Consider the following 16764-nt stretch of genomic DNA (forward strand, 5'->3'; position numbering starts at 1 on the left):
CCCGACGGTACGCCGGGCGGGGTCAGCGCACCCGGTCACTCGGCGCGGGCTCGTCGTCGCCGGGCAGGTGGACGTCGCTGACGTTGATGTTGACCTCGACGACCTGCAGCCCGGTCATCTGCTCGATCGAGGTGACGACGTTGCGGCGCACCGACCGCGCGAGGTCGGCGATGGCGACGCCGTACTCGACGAGGATCTGCAGGTCGACGGCCGCCTGCTTCTCCCCGACCTCGACCGAGACGCCCTGGCCGGCGCTGGCCGACGCGCCCGGGATGCGGTCGCGCAGCGAGCCGAACGCCCGCGCCGCGCCACCTCCGAGGTCGTGCACGCCGCTGACCTCGCGCGCGGCGAGGCCGGCGATCTTCCGCACGACGGTGTCGGCGATCGTGGTCGTGCCCTGCTTCGTGACGAGAACGTCGGTCACGGTGTCTTCGGCGGTCACGGTCATGGAGTTCCTCCCTGAATGTCCTGAGCCCCAGGCTCTTCGTCGCCAAGGACCCGCGGGACGGGAAGGGATCACTGTGACGTGGGTCTCGCGAACGCCGCGCCGTCGAGGTCGGTGACCACCAGCCGCAGCCGCGCGTCCGCCCACTCCGTGCCCGCCAGGATCGGCCGCACCGCCGCCGCGGCCTGGTCGAGCAGCGGCGGAATCGGCAGCCGCGTCGCGATCAGGCGGATCTGGACGACCTCCGCCGACAGGTCGACCGCCAGGCCGGCCCAGTCGACCGGCAGCCACGTCGTCTCGGGGGAAACCGGGGTCGCCGGCCGGAGGCCGTCCACCGCTGCGAGGGCGCCGACGATCTTCTCGACGGCTTCGGACCCGGTCACCGGCCCTCGATGTCCATGATGGACACCGAAACCCGGTCGACGACCAAGCCGGTCTGCTCGGTCACGAACCGCCCGACCGCGCGCTGGACGGCCCGGCCCACCGCCGCGGCCTGGTCGGCCGACGCCGTGACCAGGTCGATCTCGACGCTCACCCGGCCGTCCGCCGTGCGGACCCGGACGCCGTCGGCCGGCGCCGGGTCGAGGCCCTTCCAGCGCTGGCGGGCGGCCCGCGTCCACGCCGTCACCAGGCCGCGCAGGCCCGGTTCGAGCCGCACCACGCCCGGCGTCCCGATCGCCGCCCTGGCCGCCACGCTGGCGATCACCGGATCGGCGATGACGTAGTCCACGCTCATTCCCCTGGCTCCCCGGCTGTGTCTTCCTCGACAGTGGCTTCCTCGAAGATGTCGTCGACCAGCAGGTCGAGCTTCGCCAGCGTCAGCCCCACGCGCGCCGCGGCCGCCGTCGTCACCCGCTCCCGCACCAGCGCCAACGCTTCACCGCCGGTGACGTTCCGCAGACTCACCGCGAGGGTGAGTTCGACTTCCACGACGCCGTTCTCGGCGGTTCGCACCCGGCAGCGTCGCGCCCGGACGCCGTCGACCGTGTCCGCCGCGTACCGCAGCACCGCGGCCACGGCCTGCTCGCTGATCTCGACGACCCCCGGTTCCGGGGTCGGCAGCGCCACCATCGAGCCGCGCCGCACCTCGGCCCGCACCGCCGACATGATCCGGCCGAACAAGGCGGGCGGCAGGTCGTCGTCGGCCACCAGTTCCGCGGTGGCCTCGCGCAGGGCCAGCAGGCTTTCGCGCGCGGCCCGGCAGTGCGGGCAGGTCAGCTCGTGCTCGTCGGCCTGCCCGGCGCCGACCGCGTCGAGCCGCTCCCACACCTGCTCGACATCGCGTTCGCAGGGCAGTTCGTAGTCCGTCATCGCCATGGCTTCATCACCTCCGCCAGCTGGGCCCGGGCCCGCGCGATCCGGCCGCGGACCGCGGTCGCGTTCGCGCCGACGACTTCGCCGATTTCGTCGTAGGACCGGCCGTGCACTTCGCGCAGCAGCCAGCACGCTCTCTGTTCCGGCGTCAGCTGCGCCAGCGCCGCGTTCAACGCCGCGAGCTGGCCGCTGACCTGGGCGGCCCGCTCCGGCTGGAGGTCCACCCGCGGCGACTCGGCGGTGTCCAGGTCGACGTCCGCCTGGGGCTTGCGCGCCCGGATCGCGTTGAGGCAGCGGTTCGTCGTGGCCCGGTAGAGCCATCCGACGAACGCCGCGTCCTCGCCGAGCTGGTCGAGCTTGCGCCAGGCGTTGAGGAACACCTCCTGCACGACGTCTTCCGCGTCGCCGCGGTGGGCGAGCATCTTGACGGCGAGCCGGAACATCGGCCCCTGGTAGCGCAGCACGAGCTGCTCGTACGCCTGGACATCGCCGTCCTTCGCGCGCCCGACAAGGGTCACGTCGTCGAGCGGCGTCGCCGGCTCCGCGCTGGTCGTCACGGCACCTCCTCTCCCAGAAGACACCGGCGGGCGGAAAACGTCACGCGTCGATTGTCGGTGACCCGAGTCACCCGGGCGAGTCCGTGACGATCACGCGCCTCGGTGGTCTTCACGGCACCAAGGCATCCCACCGGGGTGCCGCCGAACCGGGAGGTGCCCCATGTCGCTGGGCGACAAGATCAGCAACAAGGCCGAGGAGCTGGGCGGCAAGGCCAAGGAGGCGGCCGGGTCCGCCACCGGCGACGAGCAGCTGCAGGCCGAGGGTCAGGCCGACCAGGCGAAGGCCGGGCTGAAGGGTGCGGTCGAGAACGTGAAGGACGCCGCGAAGGACCTCTTCAAGAAGTGAGCCCGGAGCCGGGGACCGCCGCGGCGGTCCCCGGCCGGTCAGTCCAGGCCGAGGTCGTCCTTGCCGAGGACGTACCGGTACTCGAGGCCTTCCTTTTCGATGGCCTCGCGCGCGCCGGTGTCACGGTCGACGACCGTCACGACGCCGATCACGTTCGCGCCCGCTTCCCGCAGGGCCGCGACCGCCTCGAGCACGCTGCCGCCGGTCGTGGAGGTGTCCTCCACCGCCAGCACGCGCTGCCCCCGGACCTCCATGCCCTCGATGCGGCGCTGCATGCCGTGTTCCTTGACGGACTTCCGGACGACGAACGCGTCGAGCACGACCCCGTCGGTCGCCGCGGAGTGCAGCATCGCCAGCGCGACCGGGTCGGCACCGAGCGTCAGCCCGCCCGCGGCGACGTAGTCCCAGTCCGCGGTGAGCTGGCGCAGCAGCTTGCCGATCAGCGGCGCGGCCGCGTGGTGCAGCGTCGCGCGCCGGAGGTCGATGTAGTAGTCGGCTTCCTTGCCGGACGCCAGGGTCACTTTTCCGTGCACCACGGAAAGATCGGTGACCAGCCTGGCCAGTTCGAGTTTCGCCGCTTGATCCAACCCGGGGTTCGCCACGGCCGAGAGTCTTACACACGACCGTTCTCACTCACCGATGGATGTGGCGTCGACCGCACGCCCGCGCGTCGCCGCCCAGGCGGGGACGAGGATCGCGACGAGCGAGAGGACCACGGCGATCGCCAGCACCACCAGGTAGATCGCCAGTGGACCGGACGGCAGCACCGATCCGCTCACCACCAGGCAGAACGGCACGATCGAGCCCGCCGCGACGAGCGTCCCGAGCAGGACCGCGATGGTCGCGATCAGCCCGCCTTCGACGCCGGCCATCCGCAGCACCTGGCCGCGGGTGAACCCGCTGAGCCGCTGCAGCCCGAACTCCCGGCGCCGCTTGGCCGTCGCCATCACGAGCGTGTTCACGACCGAAATCACGGTGTACGCGATGATCATCCCGACGAGCAGGTAGTTGACCCACGCGCCGATCTCGTTGCCCTTCGCGTGCGCCGCGATGAGCGCGTCCCGGTCGCCGACAGCCACCGGCAACCCGGCTGTCGCCTCGCGAAGCCGCGAAGTCAGGGTCGCCGTGTCGACGCCTTCGCCCGCCCGCACCAGCAGCTGCGGCGCGAGCCCGAGCGTCGTGTGCGGAGCCAGCAGTGACGCCGGCAGCACGAGCCGTTCGAACCCGGCGCGCTGGCTCACCACGGCGGCCACCCGCACGTCCACCCGCGCGCCGTCGCCGAGCCGCAGCGACAGCGTGTCGCCGACGTGGCGGCCGAGCTTCTCCGGTACCTCGACGGCGTTCCCGGTCAGCTCGCTGACGCCGAGCGCGGGCCAGCCGTCGTCACCGGACGTCGAATCGAACGGCTTCTCGACGAACACCGTGCTGGTGACGTACTCCGACGCACTGGCGACGCCCGGGACCGCGGCGACCCGGCCGAGCACCGACGGGTCCAGCCCGCCCGGCCCGGCGACGACCGCGTCCGCCCGCAGGTCCTCGGTGTACGCCTGGTTCGAGACGGCTTCCTGGGTGGTCTGCAGGTAGATGTTGGCGGTCGCGATGCCGACCGCGAGCATGATCGGGGTGACCGCGCCCGCCGTCCGGACCGCGCCGACGCGGGTGTTGAGCAGCGCGACCCGGCCGGTGACGCCGCTGAGGGCCCGGACCGGCCAGCTCAGCAGCATCGCCGTCACCTTGGTGACGCCGGGGCTGATCGCCGCGAGCCCGAACGCCCACAGCATCACCGCGGGGCCGGCCGTGCTGGCCGCGACCGGGCCGGTCATCACGGCGACCGTGACGATGGCCAGCGCCGTCCCGCCCGCGAAGCACAGGATCGCGGTGATCACCCGGATCGGCGTCAGCCAGCGCCGTTCGACCGCAGCTTCCGCCAGTGCCTCGGTCGGCCGGACCTTCGAGGCACGCCGGCCGGCGACGAAGGACGCGGCGATGACGGCCAGCAGCGACGCGCCCGCGGCGACCGTCGCCGGGAGCCAGCCCTGCTCGTACTCCAGCACGTCCGGCACGACGTGGTGGGCCGCGAGCTCGCCGAACAGCCAGTTCCCGAGCACCGGGCCGAGCGCGACCGCGACGGCGACCGCCAGGACGCCGACGACCAGCGCCTCGCCGAGCACCATCCGCCGCAGCTGGCGCGGGGTCGTGCCGATCGCCCGCAGCAGCGCGAGTTCGCGCAGGCGCTGCTGGGTCGACAACGTGAGCGTGCCCGCGACGACGAACACCATGACCATCGCCGACAGCCCGCCCGAGACGGCGGCCAGCACGATCAGGTTCTCGCCGCTCTTGGTCACCTCGGGGAACTCCAGGGCACCGCGGTCGGCGCCGGTCGTCACGACCCCGGCGTCCCCGACCACCGCCGACACCGTGGCGACGTCACCGCCGAAGACGCCGATCGCGTCGAACTGCCCAGGGTGTCCCGAGAGCCTTTCCGCGTCCGAAGCCGCGAAGAACAGCGCCGACTCCCGCATGGACCGGGGCGCCTTCGCGACGCCGGACACGCGGTACTGAGCGATGGTGCCGTGCGCCGCGACGGGCAGAGTGGTTCCGGCGGCGATCCCCATGTCGGCGTCAACAACCACTTCACCCGGCTTCGGCGCTTCGCCCGTCAACGCGTACGGCGTCAGCGCGGCGGAATCCCACGCGTGCCCGAGCGCGCTCGCCGTGCCGAGCTGCACCGGGAAGCTGACTTCGCCGACGACGTTCGTGACGCCGGGGACCGCGCGCAGGCGGCCGGCCAAAGCCGCGTCGACACGGACGCGCTCGGGCAGCGTCGCGTTCTTGACCTTGTGCTTGTCCTCGGGGTCGAGGGTCGCCGGGTCCTCTTCGGGCACCGCAAGCGTTTGCTGCCCGCCGACGACGATCGGCGCCGCGGCCAGCCGCTGCACCGGCGTCTCGGACCGGATGCCGGTCTCCATCAGGCCACCGCACGCCGAGACGATCAGCGCGCCGAAGAACACGGCGACGAACGTCGCCAGGAAGCCGCCCTTGCGCAGGCGCAGCGTCCGCATCGCGAGCTTGAACATCACGCCGTCACCCGGTCCCACGCCCCGAGGTGGGTCATCCGCTCGGCGACGGCTTCCGCGGTCGGCCGTGCGAGCCGCCCGGCGATCCGGCCGTCGGCCAGGAACACGACTTCGTCGGCGTAGGAGGCGGCGACCGGGTCGTGCGTCACCATGATCACCGTCTGGCCCGACGTCCGGACGGAGTCGCGCAGCAGGCCGAGCACGTCGGCGGCCGTGCGGGTGTCGAGCGCGCCGGTCGGCTCGTCGGCGAACAGCACGGCCGGGTCGGTGACCAGGGCCCGCGCGATCGCGACGCGCTGCTGCTGCCCGCCGGAGAGCTGCCCGGGCAGGTGCTTGCGACGCCCGTCGAGCCCGACGTGCGAGAGGATCCGCGCCACGAGCCGCTTGTCCGGGCGCTTCCCGGCCAGCTGCAGCGGCAGCACGACGTTCTGCTCGACGGTCAGCGCCGAGAGCAGGTTGAACGCCTGGAAGACGAACCCGACGCGGTCGCGGCGCAGCTTCGTCAGGTACGTCTCGCTCTTGCCGTCGAGATCCTGGCCGTCGAGCACGACGCGGCCCGACGTCGGCCGGTCGAGCCCGGCCGCGCAGTGCAGGAACGTGCTCTTGCCCGACCCGGACGGGCCCATCACCGCGGTGAAGCCGCCGCGCGGGAACGAGATCGAGACCCCGTCCAGCGCGACCACGCCGTCGTACTCCTTGCGCACGGCCTCGAGCCGCACCGCCTCATTCGTCATGCCGAGAACGCTAGGGAGACAGCCCTTCGATCGCCCTGGTGCGCACGCGCGTCTTCGGGGTAGGGACAGCCCTACTCAGAGGCTTATCCTGGTTAGGCGCCGCACCCCCGCGCAGACCCTCGACCAGCCCGGAAGTCATGCGGCGGCCGACGGCTGGATAAGCCTCTCAGGTGCGGCCCTTGCCGCCGAAGCCGCCGCTGATCCGGCGCAGCACCGCGCGCGGCAGCAGCCCGCCGATCGCGACGACGGCCTTGTACTGCAGGCTCGGCACCGAGATCACCTTGCCGCGGCGCAGGTCCGCGAGCGCTTCGCCGACCACCTGTTCGACACCCAGCCAGGCGATTTTCGGGCCGGGCTTGCCGATGCCGGCCCGCTGGTGGAACTCGGTCGCGGTGAACCCGGGGCAGAGCGCCATCATCCGGACGCCCTTCGGCAGCGACGCGGCGATGCCTTCGGTGAACGACGTGACCCAGTTCTTGCTGGCGGTGTACGTCGAACCGCGGCCGCTGAAGAACCCCGCGACGCTGCTGACCTGGATGATCTCGCCGTGCCCGCGCTCGATCATGCCGGGCAGCACGGCCCGGGTCAGCCTCAGCACGGCCGTGACGTTGACGTCGAGCTGGCGTTGCAGCGCGTCGGGCGGGATCGTCCAGAAGTCGCCGTTCAGGCCGAACCCGGCGTTGTTCACCAGCAGGTCGACCGGCCCGGCGGCGAGCCGCTCCTCGACCGCCGTCCGTCCGTCCACTTCGGACAGGTCGGCGGGCAGCACCTCGACGGCGACGCCGTGCTTTCCCCGCAGCTCAGCGGCATAGGCCTCCAGGCGCTTGGTGTCGCGCGCGACGAGGACCAGGTCGTACTTCTCGGCGGCGAGCGTGCGCGCGAACTGCGCGCCGATGCCCGCGGTGGCACCGGTTATAAGAGCGGTGGTGGTCATGTGGGTGAACGATACCCACAGGTCAGAGCCTCCGGGTGCAGTCGTTTCCGCGTCGGGCTATCGTCCCGCCCATGGGTAAGCACAGCAGGCGCAAGAGCGGCTACCTGCCCAGGGTCGCCGCCGGCGCGGCACCCGTGGCTCTCCTGTTCGCGGCCCCCGCGGTGGCACTCGCGGCCCCGGCCGAACTGACCCTGCCGATCGACCACCGGCACACCACGACGCTCGACAACGACGGCGACACGCTCTCCGCGAGCCGTCGCGACGTCGTCGTCAAACAGCTCGGGGACGCCCGGCTCGCGTCCGACCTCACGGAGGCCGTCGCCACCCGCGGCGACCGCGCGGGTGCTCTCGAGCGGGGACACCAGGGCGTCTGGCTCGCCAAGGGTGTCGACGTCCTGAGCGAGAACGCGGAGCAGCTCGACGCCGGGCTGTTCACGGGCGACCTCACCGGCGGGATCGCCGCGCGCCGGTCGTCCGGGCAAGCCGTCGACCTCGGGCAGCTGGGCGCGGTCGGCACGACGTCCGAGGTGCACGCCGTCGGCAGCTTCGCCGGCGACCTCGACGTGGGTCAGGCGCACGAGCTGGGCGGCCAGCTGGGCCCGGCCTCCGGCCTGGTCAAGACGACATCGGGCGCGTTCAGCGGCGACCTCGGAGTGGACCACGTCGTCCACGTCCAAGGCGGCACGACGTCGATGCGCGGCACGCTGGCGGTCAGCGTGCTCGACCAGCCGGTGCTCGGCTTCTAGTTGTTCTGCGGGTCCGCGGGCGGCTGCTGCACCGGAATGCCGGCGGCCGGGGTCGGCGGGGTCGCCGGGGTACCGCCGACGGACGGGATGGGCGCGCTCGCCTGGTGGCGGCCCGCGTCGTAGTCCTCGTCGAACGGGTCGACGATGTCCGCGATCTCGCCCAGGTCCCGGAGCAGCCGCTCGAGCCGGGACGGGCCGGCGGTCGGGACGACGCTGGCGAGCACCCACTCGGCCTCGAGCCAGGCCACGCCGACGTCGCCGCCGAGCTGGTCCGCGGCGTCGACGAGCTCCTGGGTGATCACCGCGCGGGCGCCGTCCGCGTCATCGGCGAAGGCGTAGCGCGAGCCGATCGGGCCGAGCATCTCGGGCATGTCGGCGCGCTGGAACGGCACGCTGGACAGCCACATCTCGATCGGGATCCGGTGCTTCTTGTTGCAGCGCACGGCGACGACGACGGCCGGGATCTGGCCCTCGGACTCGATGTCGAAGATGAACACCGGACGGCGGCCGTCGGAGGTGAAGGTCGACCCCGCGACGACGTTCACGGCGGCATCCGCGCCGAAGTAGCCGATCGCGCCGTTGGCCCACTGCTGCGGCAGCCGTTCGTCCTCCTCGACGAACTGCCAGCCGCGCAACTGCGCCCAGCGCATGCGCTCGCGGTTGCGCGAGCCCTCCTTCGCCCGATCGGCAGCGAGCAGCCCGAGGCCCGCCACCAGGGCGACGGCCGCGATGACGAACCAGATCCACGCCGGAATACCCACGACGTGCAGGGTATCGCCTGCTACGCCGAAGAGATGATCGCCGGTACCCGTGTCGCCGGGCCCGTTCGGACCAATTCCCCGTCCGCAAGTCGACAAGTCGCCTAATCCCGGGATTCGGCCAGAGCTTGAGGCAGGCGAAGAACGTGGCGCGGTCGACCTTTCCGAGCGGTTCGACCAGGTGCGCCCGCACGGCGCGGACGCGCACCGGCCGCGCCCGTCCTCGGTCAGGCGGGTGAGCACACCGAAGTCCGGATCGGACAGTCCGGTCGCGGCGGCGACGTCTTCGGCGACGCGAGCCCGCACGGTGGCTTCCGCGGCACGCGCACCCCCGGAGAAGGCGCCGAAGTGGCCATCCGGCTGGCCACTGTGGACGAAAACGGGCCAACCGGCGCCGTCTGGGAAGACGAGCGCCGGTTGGCCTGGTGAATCAGACGCGGGTGACGGTCAGCGAGTCCCCGGCTTCCAGCTCCGGGATGTCGACACGCACCGTGTCGCCGTCGCGGACCTCGCCGGACAGCAGCTCCTTCGCCAGCTTGTCGCCGATCGCCGACTGGACCAGCCGCCGGAGCGGGCGGGCGCCGTAGATCGGGTCGAAGCCGTTGAGCGCGAGCCACTCGCGGGCGCCGTCGGTGACCTCCAGGTTCAGCCGGCGCTGGGCCAGCCGCGCGGCCAGCCGCGCCACCTGGATGTCCACAATGGACGTCAGCTGCTCGGTGCCGAGCGAGTGGAACACGACGATGTCGTCAAGCCGGTTGAGGAACTCCGGCTTGAACTGCCGCTGCACCACGTTCAGCACCGCGTCCCGCCGCTGGCGTTCGTCGAGTGAAGGGTCGGCGATGGCCTGCGAGCCGAGGTTCGAGGTCAGGATCAGGATGGTGTTGCGGAAGTCCACCGTCCGGCCCTGGCCGTCGGTCAGCCTGCCGTCGTCGAGGACCTGCAGCAGCACGTCGAAGACGTCCGGGTGGGCCTTCTCCACCTCGTCGAGCAGCACCACCGAGTACGGCCGGCGCCGGACGGCTTCGGTCAGCTGGCCGCCCTGGTCGTAGCCGACGTAGCCCGGCGGGGCACCGACCAGGCGCGCCACCGAGTGCTTCTCGGCGTACTCGCTCATGTCGATGCGCTGGATCGCACGCTCGTCGTCGAACAGGAACTCGGCCAGCGCCTTCGCCAGCTCGGTCTTGCCGACGCCGGTCGGGCCGAGGAACAGGAACGAGCCGGTCGGGCGGTCGGGGTCGGCGACGCCGGCCCGGCTGCGGCGCACCGCGTCCGCGACGACCTGCACGGCCTCCTGCTGCCCGATGACGCGCCGGCCCAGCTCCTCTTCCATCCGGAGCAGCTTGCCGGTCTCGCCTTCGAGCAGCCGGCCCGCCGGGATGCCGGTCCACGCGGCCACGACGTCGGCGACGTCGTCCGCGCCGACCTCTTCCTTCAGCATCACGTTCTGCTGGCTGGCCTCGCTCGCCGCGGTGGCCGCTTCGAACTCCTTCTCCAGCGCCGGGATCCGGCCGTAGCGCAGCTCGGCGGCCTTGCCCAGGTCGCCGTCGCGCTCGGCGCGTTCGGACTCGCCGCGCAGCTGCTCCAGCTGCTCCTTGAGCTCGCGGACCTTCTCGATGGAGCCCTTCTCGTTCTGCCAGCGCGCGGTCAGCGCGGTCAGCGTCTCGCGCTTCTCGGCCAGCTCCGCGCGCAACGCGGAGAGCCGGTCCTTCGAAGCCGCGTCACTTTCCTTGGCGAGCGCCATCTCCTCGATCTCGAGCCGACGGACGGCCCGCTCGACCTCGTCGATCTCCACCGGCCGCGAGTCGATCTCCATGCGCAGCTTGGACGCGGCCTCGTCGACCAGGTCGATGGCCTTGTCCGGCAGGAAGCGCGCGGTGATGTAGCGATCGGACAGCGTCGCGGCGGCGACCAGCGCGGCGTCCGTGATCCGGACACCGTGGTGCACCTCGTAACGCTCCTTCAGCCCGCGAAGGATCGCTATGGTGTCCTCCGGTGACGGCTCGCCGACCAGCACCTGCTGGAAGCGCCGCTCCAGGGCGGCGTCCTTCTCGATGTGCTGGCGGTACTCGTCGAGCGTGGTCGCGCCGACCATCCGCAGCTCACCGCGGGCGAGCATCGGCTTGATCATGTTGCCCGCGTCCATCGCGCCTTCACCGGTCGCGCCGGCGCCTACGATCGTGTGCAGCTCGTCGATGAAGGTGACGACCTCGCCCGCGGAGTCGGTGATCTCCTTGAGCACGGCCTTCAGCCGCTCCTCGAACTCGCCGCGGAACTTCGCGCCGGCCACCATCGACCCGAGGTCGAGGGCGACGACGCGCTTGCCGCGCAGCGACTCCGGCACGTCCCCGGCGACGATGCGCTGGGCCAGCCCTTCGACGATGGCCGTCTTGCCGACGCCCGGCTCGCCGATCAGGACCGGGTTGTTCTTCGTGCGCCGCGACAGCACCTGCACGACGCGGCGGATCTCGGTGTCCCGGCCGATGACCGGGTCGAGCTCGCCGGCGCGGGCGCGCGCGGTCAGGTCGACGCCGTACTTCTCGAGCGCCTTGAACGTGCTCTCCGGGTCCTCGCTGGTGATCCGGGCGGAGCCGCGGACCTTGACGAACGCCTCGCGCAGCGCGTCCGGCGTCGCGCCGTGGCGCTTGAGCAGGTCGGCCACCTGGCCGCCTTCGGTCGCGAGCCCGACGAGCAGGTGCTCGGTCGAGACGTACTCGTCGCCCAGCTCGGTCGCCAGCTTCTGCGCGTGCGTCAGCGACTTCACGGCGAAAGTGTCGAACTGCGGGCTCGACACCGTCGCGCCGGTCGCGGACGGCAGCGCCGCGATGAGCGGCTCGAGCTCCTTGTGCACCACTCCCGGGTCGGCCCCGACCGCGGTCAGCAGCGGTGCGGTCAGCCCCTCACCCTGCGCCAGCAGGGCGCCCAGCAGATGGGCGGCCGACACGTGCGGGTTGCCGGCCATGGTGGCCGCCTGCGCCGCGGACGAGATCGCCTGCTGGGTCTTCGTGGTCGGGTTGAAAGCGTCCATCCCTCACCTCATGCTCGATACACCAAAAGTCGTGGTGGCAGGCCTGACCGTGACCTGACACTATCCCTAACGCACGAAAACTTGAGTCTGTTCCGCTCAACTCTGACCGGGTGCGACGGCGTCCGCCGGCAACCGCGAGCCGAGCATCCCCAGCCCGGCCACGGCAAGACCGGCACACGCCCCGACCAGCACCCAGGGTAACCAGTCGGCAACCGAGAACAACGCCACCACGGCGGGCGCGAGGACCTGCGCCACGGTGAACGCGTACTGGTACGCAGCGAGATAACGCCCACGGGCCACCGGAGGTGCCGCGGCTTCGGCGAGAGCACCCGAACGCGGCCCGAAGACCAGGTCACCGGCGGCGAAGATCAGCGTCGAGACCAGCAAGTACGCCACCCGCCACCCCTCGGGCACGAGCAGCACGCCGAGGCTGACCAGGCACCACGCGGCGAACAGCGCCGAGCCCGCGCGCATCGCCGTGATCCGGCTCAGGTGGGCGGTGAGCCGCAGCGCGAGCGTGCCGCCGACGCTCGTCAGCACGGTCAGCAGCGCGAGGATCGCCCCGGGCAGCCAGGCCGGGCCGTGCAGCCGGTCGAGCACGAACACCGGCGTGCCGATCAGGAAGAAGTCGAGCGAAAGCCCGAAGAGGCCACTGAAGAGGATCAAGGCGAGGTACGGGCGGTCGCGCAGCACCCGGGCCGACCGCTCGCCGTCCTGACGGTGCGGTCGCGCCGACTGGACGAACACGGCGAGGATCGCGGCGGCCACGACGAACGTCGCGACGTCGAGGACGAGCAAGATCGGGTAGCCGCCCGCCCCGCGCCACGTCAGCACCGTCCCCGCGACGAGACCACCGAGGCCGAAGCAGCCGGCCCGCACCATCCCCACCTCGGCGAACGGCCGATCCTTCGGGACGTCGCCCGCGACGTCGGCGATGAGCACGAACAGGGAGCTGTAGAACAGCTGCTGGCCGGTGGAGAGCAGGACGGCGGCGACCACGACCGGGCCCACGCCGTCGGCGAGCAGGTACGCGCCCGCGCCGGCGGCCTGCAGCAACTGTGCCCCGATGACGACGACGCGCGGCCCGACGCGGTCCACGAGACGGCCGGCCAGCGGCGGCACGAAGAGCCCGCCGACGGTTCCGAGCGTGACGGCCGTGCCCGCCACCGCGAGCGGCACGCCGACCACCTGCGTCACGTAGACCAGCGCCAAGGGGAGGACCAGACCTGAGCCGAAGTTGTCGATCCCCAGCGCGCACAGCAGTGCGACCCGGCTACGCGTCACCTGACGACGTTAACCCTGTGGCACACCGCCAGGTCAGGACCGAACGGACACTTTCCCGCGTGCAAAATGCAACTCCCGGTGTTACCGCTTGGCCAGGAGTCACTTGGTCGTGTCAGCCAGGTACGCGGCAGTGCCGAGCGCGCGGCGCAGGTCGGCGTTCATCTCCGCGAGCCGGCCGATGAGGTCGGTGACGCGCTCGTCGTCCCAGCCGCCGAGCGCCGTCTCCATGAACTCCAGGTAGTTGGCCCGCCAGCGGGCGAGCTCCTCCCGGCCCTTCTCGGACACGCTCACCAGGGACGCACGGCCGTCTTCGGGCGCGGGACGGCGGTCGACCAGCCCGGCGGCGGACAGCTGCGTGATCTGCCTGCTGACCACCGACAGGTCGACGAACCGGCGTTTGGCCAGCTCGGACGGCCTGGCTTCGCCGTTCTTCGCGAGGTCGGACAGCAGCATCGCGGCCGCCGGGTGCAACCCCGGCTGGTCCTGCCAGGCCTGCATGACCCAGGCGTGCTGAAGCTGCGACGCGGTCTTCAGCTCACGCATGAGCTCGACCCGGACATCGTCGTCGGTGTCGTCGAAGCCCATCGGCCCCTCCCTGCTGCTGCACCGGGGCGCCGCCCCGGGCCGGGGGCTCCGCCACCCGGAACCCCCCAAGAGCTAATACTTGTGCAATACAAGTTTATTGGCAATCGCTTGCGCGAGCAAGGATCACCCCGGTGAGGTCGCCCACGCTCCGACCGGGGGCAATACACCCGGTCGGAGCAACAATGCGGGCAAAAGGGCGCCCGGCGGCTACCCTGCGGACGGGCCGCGCGCGCGGTCCCGACGAGTGACCGAGGTGCAAGCAGTGGCGATGGATCCAGGAGGCGGCCCCCACCCATGACCGCCGACTCGGTCAGCCCGCTCCCGAGGTCTTCGTCGCCGCGTGAAGCCCCCGCCGCCGTCGTCGCGATGGTCGGGCTCATCCGCGACAGCTGGGCGAAGTCCGAGCCGTACATCGCGGACATCTCCCAGTTCTTCTACGGGATGCTGTTCACCCTCGCCCCGACCACGCGCGACTTCTTCCCGATCAACATGGAGATCCAGCGCGGCCGGCTGGTGCGCGCGCTGGTGCACATCGTGCAGATGGTGGACCGGCCCGACGACCTCGCGCCGTTCCTGCGCCAGCTGGGCCGCGACCACCGCAAGTTCGGCGTGGTCCCGCGGCACTACGAAGCCGTCGGCACCGCGCTGCTCGCGTCGCTCAAGAACCACCTCGGCCGCGAGTGGACGCCCGAGGTCGAACGGGCCTGGGCCGAGGCGTTCACCATCGCCGCGCGGGCCATGCAGGACGCGGCCGCGTCCGACACGAACCCGCCGGCCTGGCAGGCCACCGTGGTCGAGCACCGGCGGCTGACCTGGGACCTCGCGCTGGTGCGCCTCGTGCCCGACCAGCCCGTCCCCTACCACCCCGGCCAGTACGTGAGCGTCGAAGTCCCGCAGCGGCCGCGGCTGTGGCGCTACCTCTCACCGGCGAACGCGCCGCGCGAGGACGGCGGCATCGAGTTCCACGTCCGCGCCATCGACGGCGGCTGGGTGTCCAGGGCGATAGTCAGCCACACCCAGCCCGGTGACGTCTGGCGGCTCGGCCCGCCCCTCGGCCGGATGGCGGTCGACCGCGAATCGTCGCGGGGCGTGTTGATGATCGCGGGCGGGACGGGTGTCGCGCCGCTGCGGTCGATCCTCGACCACCTCGCACTGTGGGGCGAAAACCCGAAGACCTGGCTGTTCTACGGCGGCCCGGCCCGCGAGGACCTCTACGACCTCGAAGAACTGCGCTCGCTCGCGTCCGTCAACCCCTGGCTGCACGTGACGCCGGTCGTGGAGCGCGGCGGCGACGTCCCCGGGTTCGAGCAGGGCACGCTCGCCGAGGCCGTCACGCGCTACGGCGCCTGGCCTGACCACGACATCCTCGTCTCCGGCTCGCCGGCGATGATCCGCGCGACGGTGTCGCGCATGCTGGTCGCGGGCAGTGCGCTGGACCAGATCCAGTACGACCCGTTCACGATCGACTAGCACCTCCTATTTCGGTCGCACCGGTCCGGTGCACAAATCGAACGAACGACGAGAATTGTTACGCGAGTCGCGTATATCTTCCGGGTGATCGTTTTTACGTAGCGCCAGACGGGGTTTACCCGGTGTGGCGAAATTGGTCCGTTCGAGCGGACCGCGCGGAATCACGCGCATCTGCACGGGAATTCGCATACAGTCGGAAACCCTCGGGGGCGGCACCGCCACAGCGTCGCCACATGCACGGCGCAAAAAGCCTTTGCACGACTGGAGATTACCGTTCCCGATGACTGCTGAATCCGTGAAGATCTCCGCACCGCCCAAGAACCTCCCCGTTTCCACAGTGGAAGGTCGCGAACAAGCCCGGCTGATTCGTGAAAGTTTCGCGGAGATCGAACCGAAAGCCGACGAAGTCGCGCAGTACTTCTACGGCGTGTTGTTCGTGGTCGCACCGGATTGCCGCGATCTGTTCCCGGTCACCATGGCGAGCCAGCGCAGCCGGCTGCTGCGCGCGCTCGTGTACGTGGTGCAGATGGTCGACCGGCCCGACGAGCTGATCACCTTCCTCGGGCAGCTGGGCCGCGACCACCGCAAGTTCGCCGTCGTCTCCCGCCACTACGACGCCGTCGGCGTCGCGCTGCTGGCCGCGCTGAAACGGTTCCTCAAGCAGAAGTGGACGCCCGAGGTGGAGTCCGCCTGGACGACGGCGTACGGGCTCATCGCCAAGACCATGCGCGAGGCCGCGCAGGCCGAGACCGGGCCGGCGTCGTGGTCGGCGCGGGTGCTCGACCACCGCAAGCTGTCCCGCGACGTCGCGATGGTCCGGGTGCAGACCGAAGGGCTCCTGCCGTTCCGGGCCGGCAGCTACGTGAGCGTCGAGGTGCCGCAGCGGCCGCGGATGTGGCGTTACCTCTCTCCGGCGACCGCGCCGCGCGGCGACGGCCGGATGACCTTCCACGTGCGCGCGGTGCCCGGCGGCTGGGTCAGCGGCGCCATCGTCAACCACACCAAGCCGGGGGACACGTGGCGGCTCGGGCCGGCGATGGGCACGCTCAACGTGCGCCCGACCGCCACGAGGAAGCGGCTGCTGATGATCGCCGGCGGGACCGGGGTCACCCCGTTCGTCTCGATCCTCGACGATCTCGCGCACTGGAAGCGCAACCCGCCGGTGCACCTGTTCTTCGGCGGCAGAAGACCCGAGGACCTGTACGCGCTGGACGACCTCCGGCGGCTGACCGCGGTGTCGAAGTGGCTGACGGTGACCCCGGTGACCGAGGAGGGCGCGATCCCGGGTGGCGACCGCGGCACGCTCGCCCACGCGGTGACCCAGCGCGGCGGCTGGAAGGACCACGACATCCTCGTGTCCGGTTCGCCCGAGATGATCCGGGCGACGATCGCGAAGCTGCTGACCGCCGGAATCGAGCTCGAACGCATCCGCTTCGACCCGTTCACCCTGGACTGAGGACCGCTCAGCGGGCCGCCGCGCTATCTTCGC

General features: G+C 71.5%; 17 protein-coding genes. 4 read left to right on the plus strand and 13 right to left on the minus strand.

The window, feature by feature from the left end:
- Positions 1–22: 22 nt before the first annotated feature.
- The 5 genes from AA23TX_RS39720 to AA23TX_RS39740 all read right to left on the minus strand — a co-directional run bounded on the left by AA23TX_RS39720 (position 23) and on the right by AA23TX_RS39740 (position 2316).
- A complete protein-coding gene (locus AA23TX_RS39720) occupies positions 23–448 on the minus strand; it encodes an Asp23/Gls24 family envelope stress response protein (RefSeq protein WP_155548107.1) in 426 nt (141 codons plus the stop codon).
- A 68-nt stretch (positions 449–516) separates the two neighbouring features.
- Positions 517–828, minus strand: coding sequence for a hypothetical protein (locus AA23TX_RS39725; protein WP_155548108.1), 312 nt, complete (start codon positions 826–828; stop codon positions 517–519).
- Positions 825–1181, minus strand: coding sequence for an Asp23/Gls24 family envelope stress response protein (locus AA23TX_RS39730; RefSeq protein ID WP_155548109.1), 357 nt, complete (start codon positions 1179–1181; stop codon positions 825–827). Before AA23TX_RS39730 ends, AA23TX_RS39725 begins: the two co-directional genes overlap by 4 nt.
- The gene (locus tag AA23TX_RS39735) at positions 1178–1762 is read right to left on the minus strand and encodes an Asp23/Gls24 family envelope stress response protein (RefSeq protein ID WP_155548110.1); all 585 of its coding nucleotides are present in this window, start codon (positions 1760–1762) and stop codon (positions 1178–1180) included. The genes AA23TX_RS39730 and AA23TX_RS39735 overlap by 4 nt, the downstream gene beginning before the upstream one ends.
- The gene (locus AA23TX_RS39740; protein WP_155548111.1) at positions 1753–2316 is read right to left on the minus strand and encodes an RNA polymerase sigma factor; all 564 of its coding nucleotides are present in this window, start codon (positions 2314–2316) and stop codon (positions 1753–1755) included. The genes AA23TX_RS39735 and AA23TX_RS39740 overlap by 10 nt, the downstream gene beginning before the upstream one ends.
- 160 nt (positions 2317–2476) lie before the next feature.
- Here AA23TX_RS39740 and AA23TX_RS39745 point away from each other — a divergent pair, with 160 nt between their 5' ends.
- Positions 2477–2662: a CsbD family protein gene (locus AA23TX_RS39745; RefSeq protein WP_155548112.1), complete on the plus strand. Its 186-nt coding sequence runs from the start codon at positions 2477–2479 to the stop codon at positions 2660–2662.
- Positions 2663–2700: 38 nt separating this feature from the next.
- Here AA23TX_RS39745 and pyrE read toward each other — a convergent pair whose 3' ends face one another.
- From pyrE to AA23TX_RS39765, 4 genes are all read right to left on the minus strand, one after another.
- Positions 2701–3264, minus strand: a complete 564-nt coding sequence (pyrE, locus tag AA23TX_RS39750; RefSeq protein WP_086671745.1) for an orotate phosphoribosyltransferase — start codon at positions 3262–3264, stop codon at positions 2701–2703.
- A 27-nt stretch (positions 3265–3291) separates the two neighbouring features.
- Positions 3292–5739 (minus strand): ABC transporter permease, encoded by a 2448-nt coding sequence (locus AA23TX_RS39755; RefSeq protein WP_155549374.1) that lies wholly within the window; start codon positions 5737–5739, stop codon positions 3292–3294.
- Positions 5739–6473: an ABC transporter ATP-binding protein gene (locus AA23TX_RS39760; protein WP_196425796.1), complete on the minus strand. Its 735-nt coding sequence runs from the start codon at positions 6471–6473 to the stop codon at positions 5739–5741. The genes AA23TX_RS39755 and AA23TX_RS39760 overlap by 1 nt, the downstream gene beginning before the upstream one ends.
- 166 nt (positions 6474–6639) lie before the next feature.
- Entirely contained in the window at positions 6640–7407 is a 768-nt protein-coding gene (locus AA23TX_RS39765) for an SDR family NAD(P)-dependent oxidoreductase (RefSeq protein ID WP_155548113.1), read from the minus strand.
- Positions 7408–7478: 71 nt separating this feature from the next.
- Here AA23TX_RS39765 and AA23TX_RS39770 point away from each other — a divergent pair, with 71 nt between their 5' ends.
- Positions 7479–8153 (plus strand): hypothetical protein, encoded by a 675-nt coding sequence (locus AA23TX_RS39770; RefSeq protein ID WP_155548114.1) that lies wholly within the window; start codon positions 7479–7481, stop codon positions 8151–8153.
- On the opposite strand, the gene AA23TX_RS39775 is transcribed toward AA23TX_RS39770, so the two are convergent.
- The 4 genes from AA23TX_RS39775 to AA23TX_RS39790 form a co-directional block, all read right to left on the minus strand.
- Entirely contained in the window at positions 8150–8914 is a 765-nt protein-coding gene (locus AA23TX_RS39775; RefSeq protein ID WP_155548115.1) for a TtfA family protein, read from the minus strand. The genes AA23TX_RS39770 and AA23TX_RS39775 overlap by 4 nt on opposite strands.
- Before the next feature lie 427 nt (positions 8915–9341).
- Positions 9342–11936, minus strand: coding sequence for an ATP-dependent chaperone ClpB (clpB, locus tag AA23TX_RS39780; protein WP_155548116.1), 2595 nt, complete (start codon positions 11934–11936; stop codon positions 9342–9344).
- Positions 11937–12032: 96 nt separating this feature from the next.
- Entirely contained in the window at positions 12033–13220 is a 1188-nt protein-coding gene (locus tag AA23TX_RS39785) for an MFS transporter (protein ID WP_155548117.1), read from the minus strand.
- A 99-nt stretch (positions 13221–13319) separates the two neighbouring features.
- Positions 13320–13805, minus strand: coding sequence for a MarR family winged helix-turn-helix transcriptional regulator (locus AA23TX_RS39790; RefSeq protein WP_155548118.1), 486 nt, complete (start codon positions 13803–13805; stop codon positions 13320–13322).
- A gap of 294 nt (positions 13806–14099) precedes the next feature.
- Here AA23TX_RS39790 and AA23TX_RS39795 point away from each other — a divergent pair, with 294 nt between their 5' ends.
- Positions 14100–15275, plus strand: a complete 1176-nt coding sequence (locus AA23TX_RS39795) for a globin domain-containing protein (RefSeq protein WP_196425797.1) — start codon at positions 14100–14102, stop codon at positions 15273–15275.
- Positions 15276–15555: 280 nt separating this feature from the next.
- Positions 15556–16731, plus strand: a complete 1176-nt coding sequence (locus tag AA23TX_RS39800; RefSeq protein WP_155548119.1) for a globin domain-containing protein — start codon at positions 15556–15558, stop codon at positions 16729–16731.
- Positions 16732–16764 lie beyond the last annotated feature (33 nt).

The sequence above is a fragment of the Amycolatopsis camponoti genome (genome assembly GCF_902497555.1).
Classification (GTDB): Bacteria; Actinomycetota; Actinomycetes; order Mycobacteriales; family Pseudonocardiaceae; genus Amycolatopsis; species Amycolatopsis camponoti.

What these genes read in the sequence shown, in the direction of transcription:
- AA23TX_RS39720 (WP_155548107.1), bottom strand. Translation starts at nt 448, where the DNA reads ATGACCGTGACCGCCGAAGACACCGTGACCGACGTTCTCGTCACGAAG.
- AA23TX_RS39730 (WP_155548109.1), bottom strand. Translation starts at nt 1,181, where the DNA reads ATGAGCGTGGACTACGTCATCGCCGATCCGGTGATCGCCAGCGTGGCG.
- AA23TX_RS39735 (WP_155548110.1), bottom strand. Translation starts at nt 1,762, where the DNA reads ATGGCGATGACGGACTACGAACTGCCCTGCGAACGCGATGTCGAGCAG.
- AA23TX_RS39745 (WP_155548112.1), top strand. Translation starts at nt 2,477, where the DNA reads ATGTCGCTGGGCGACAAGATCAGCAACAAGGCCGAGGAGCTGGGCGGC.
- AA23TX_RS39755 (WP_155549374.1), bottom strand. Translation starts at nt 5,739, where the DNA reads ATGTTCAAGCTCGCGATGCGGACGCTGCGCCTGCGCAAGGGCGGCTTC.
- AA23TX_RS39760 (WP_196425796.1), bottom strand. Translation starts at nt 6,473, where the DNA reads ATGACGAATGAGGCGGTGCGGCTCGAGGCCGTGCGCAAGGAGTACGAC.
- AA23TX_RS39765 (WP_155548113.1), bottom strand. Translation starts at nt 7,407, where the DNA reads ATGACCACCACCGCTCTTATAACCGGTGCCACCGCGGGCATCGGCGCG.
- AA23TX_RS39770 (WP_155548114.1), top strand. Translation starts at nt 7,479, where the DNA reads ATGGGTAAGCACAGCAGGCGCAAGAGCGGCTACCTGCCCAGGGTCGCC.
- clpB (WP_155548116.1), bottom strand. Translation starts at nt 11,936, where the DNA reads ATGGACGCTTTCAACCCGACCACGAAGACCCAGCAGGCGATCTCGTCC.
- AA23TX_RS39790 (WP_155548118.1), bottom strand. Translation starts at nt 13,805, where the DNA reads ATGGGCTTCGACGACACCGACGACGATGTCCGGGTCGAGCTCATGCGT.
- AA23TX_RS39795 (WP_196425797.1), top strand. Translation starts at nt 14,100, where the DNA reads ATGACCGCCGACTCGGTCAGCCCGCTCCCGAGGTCTTCGTCGCCGCGT.
- AA23TX_RS39800 (WP_155548119.1), top strand. Translation starts at nt 15,556, where the DNA reads ATGACTGCTGAATCCGTGAAGATCTCCGCACCGCCCAAGAACCTCCCC.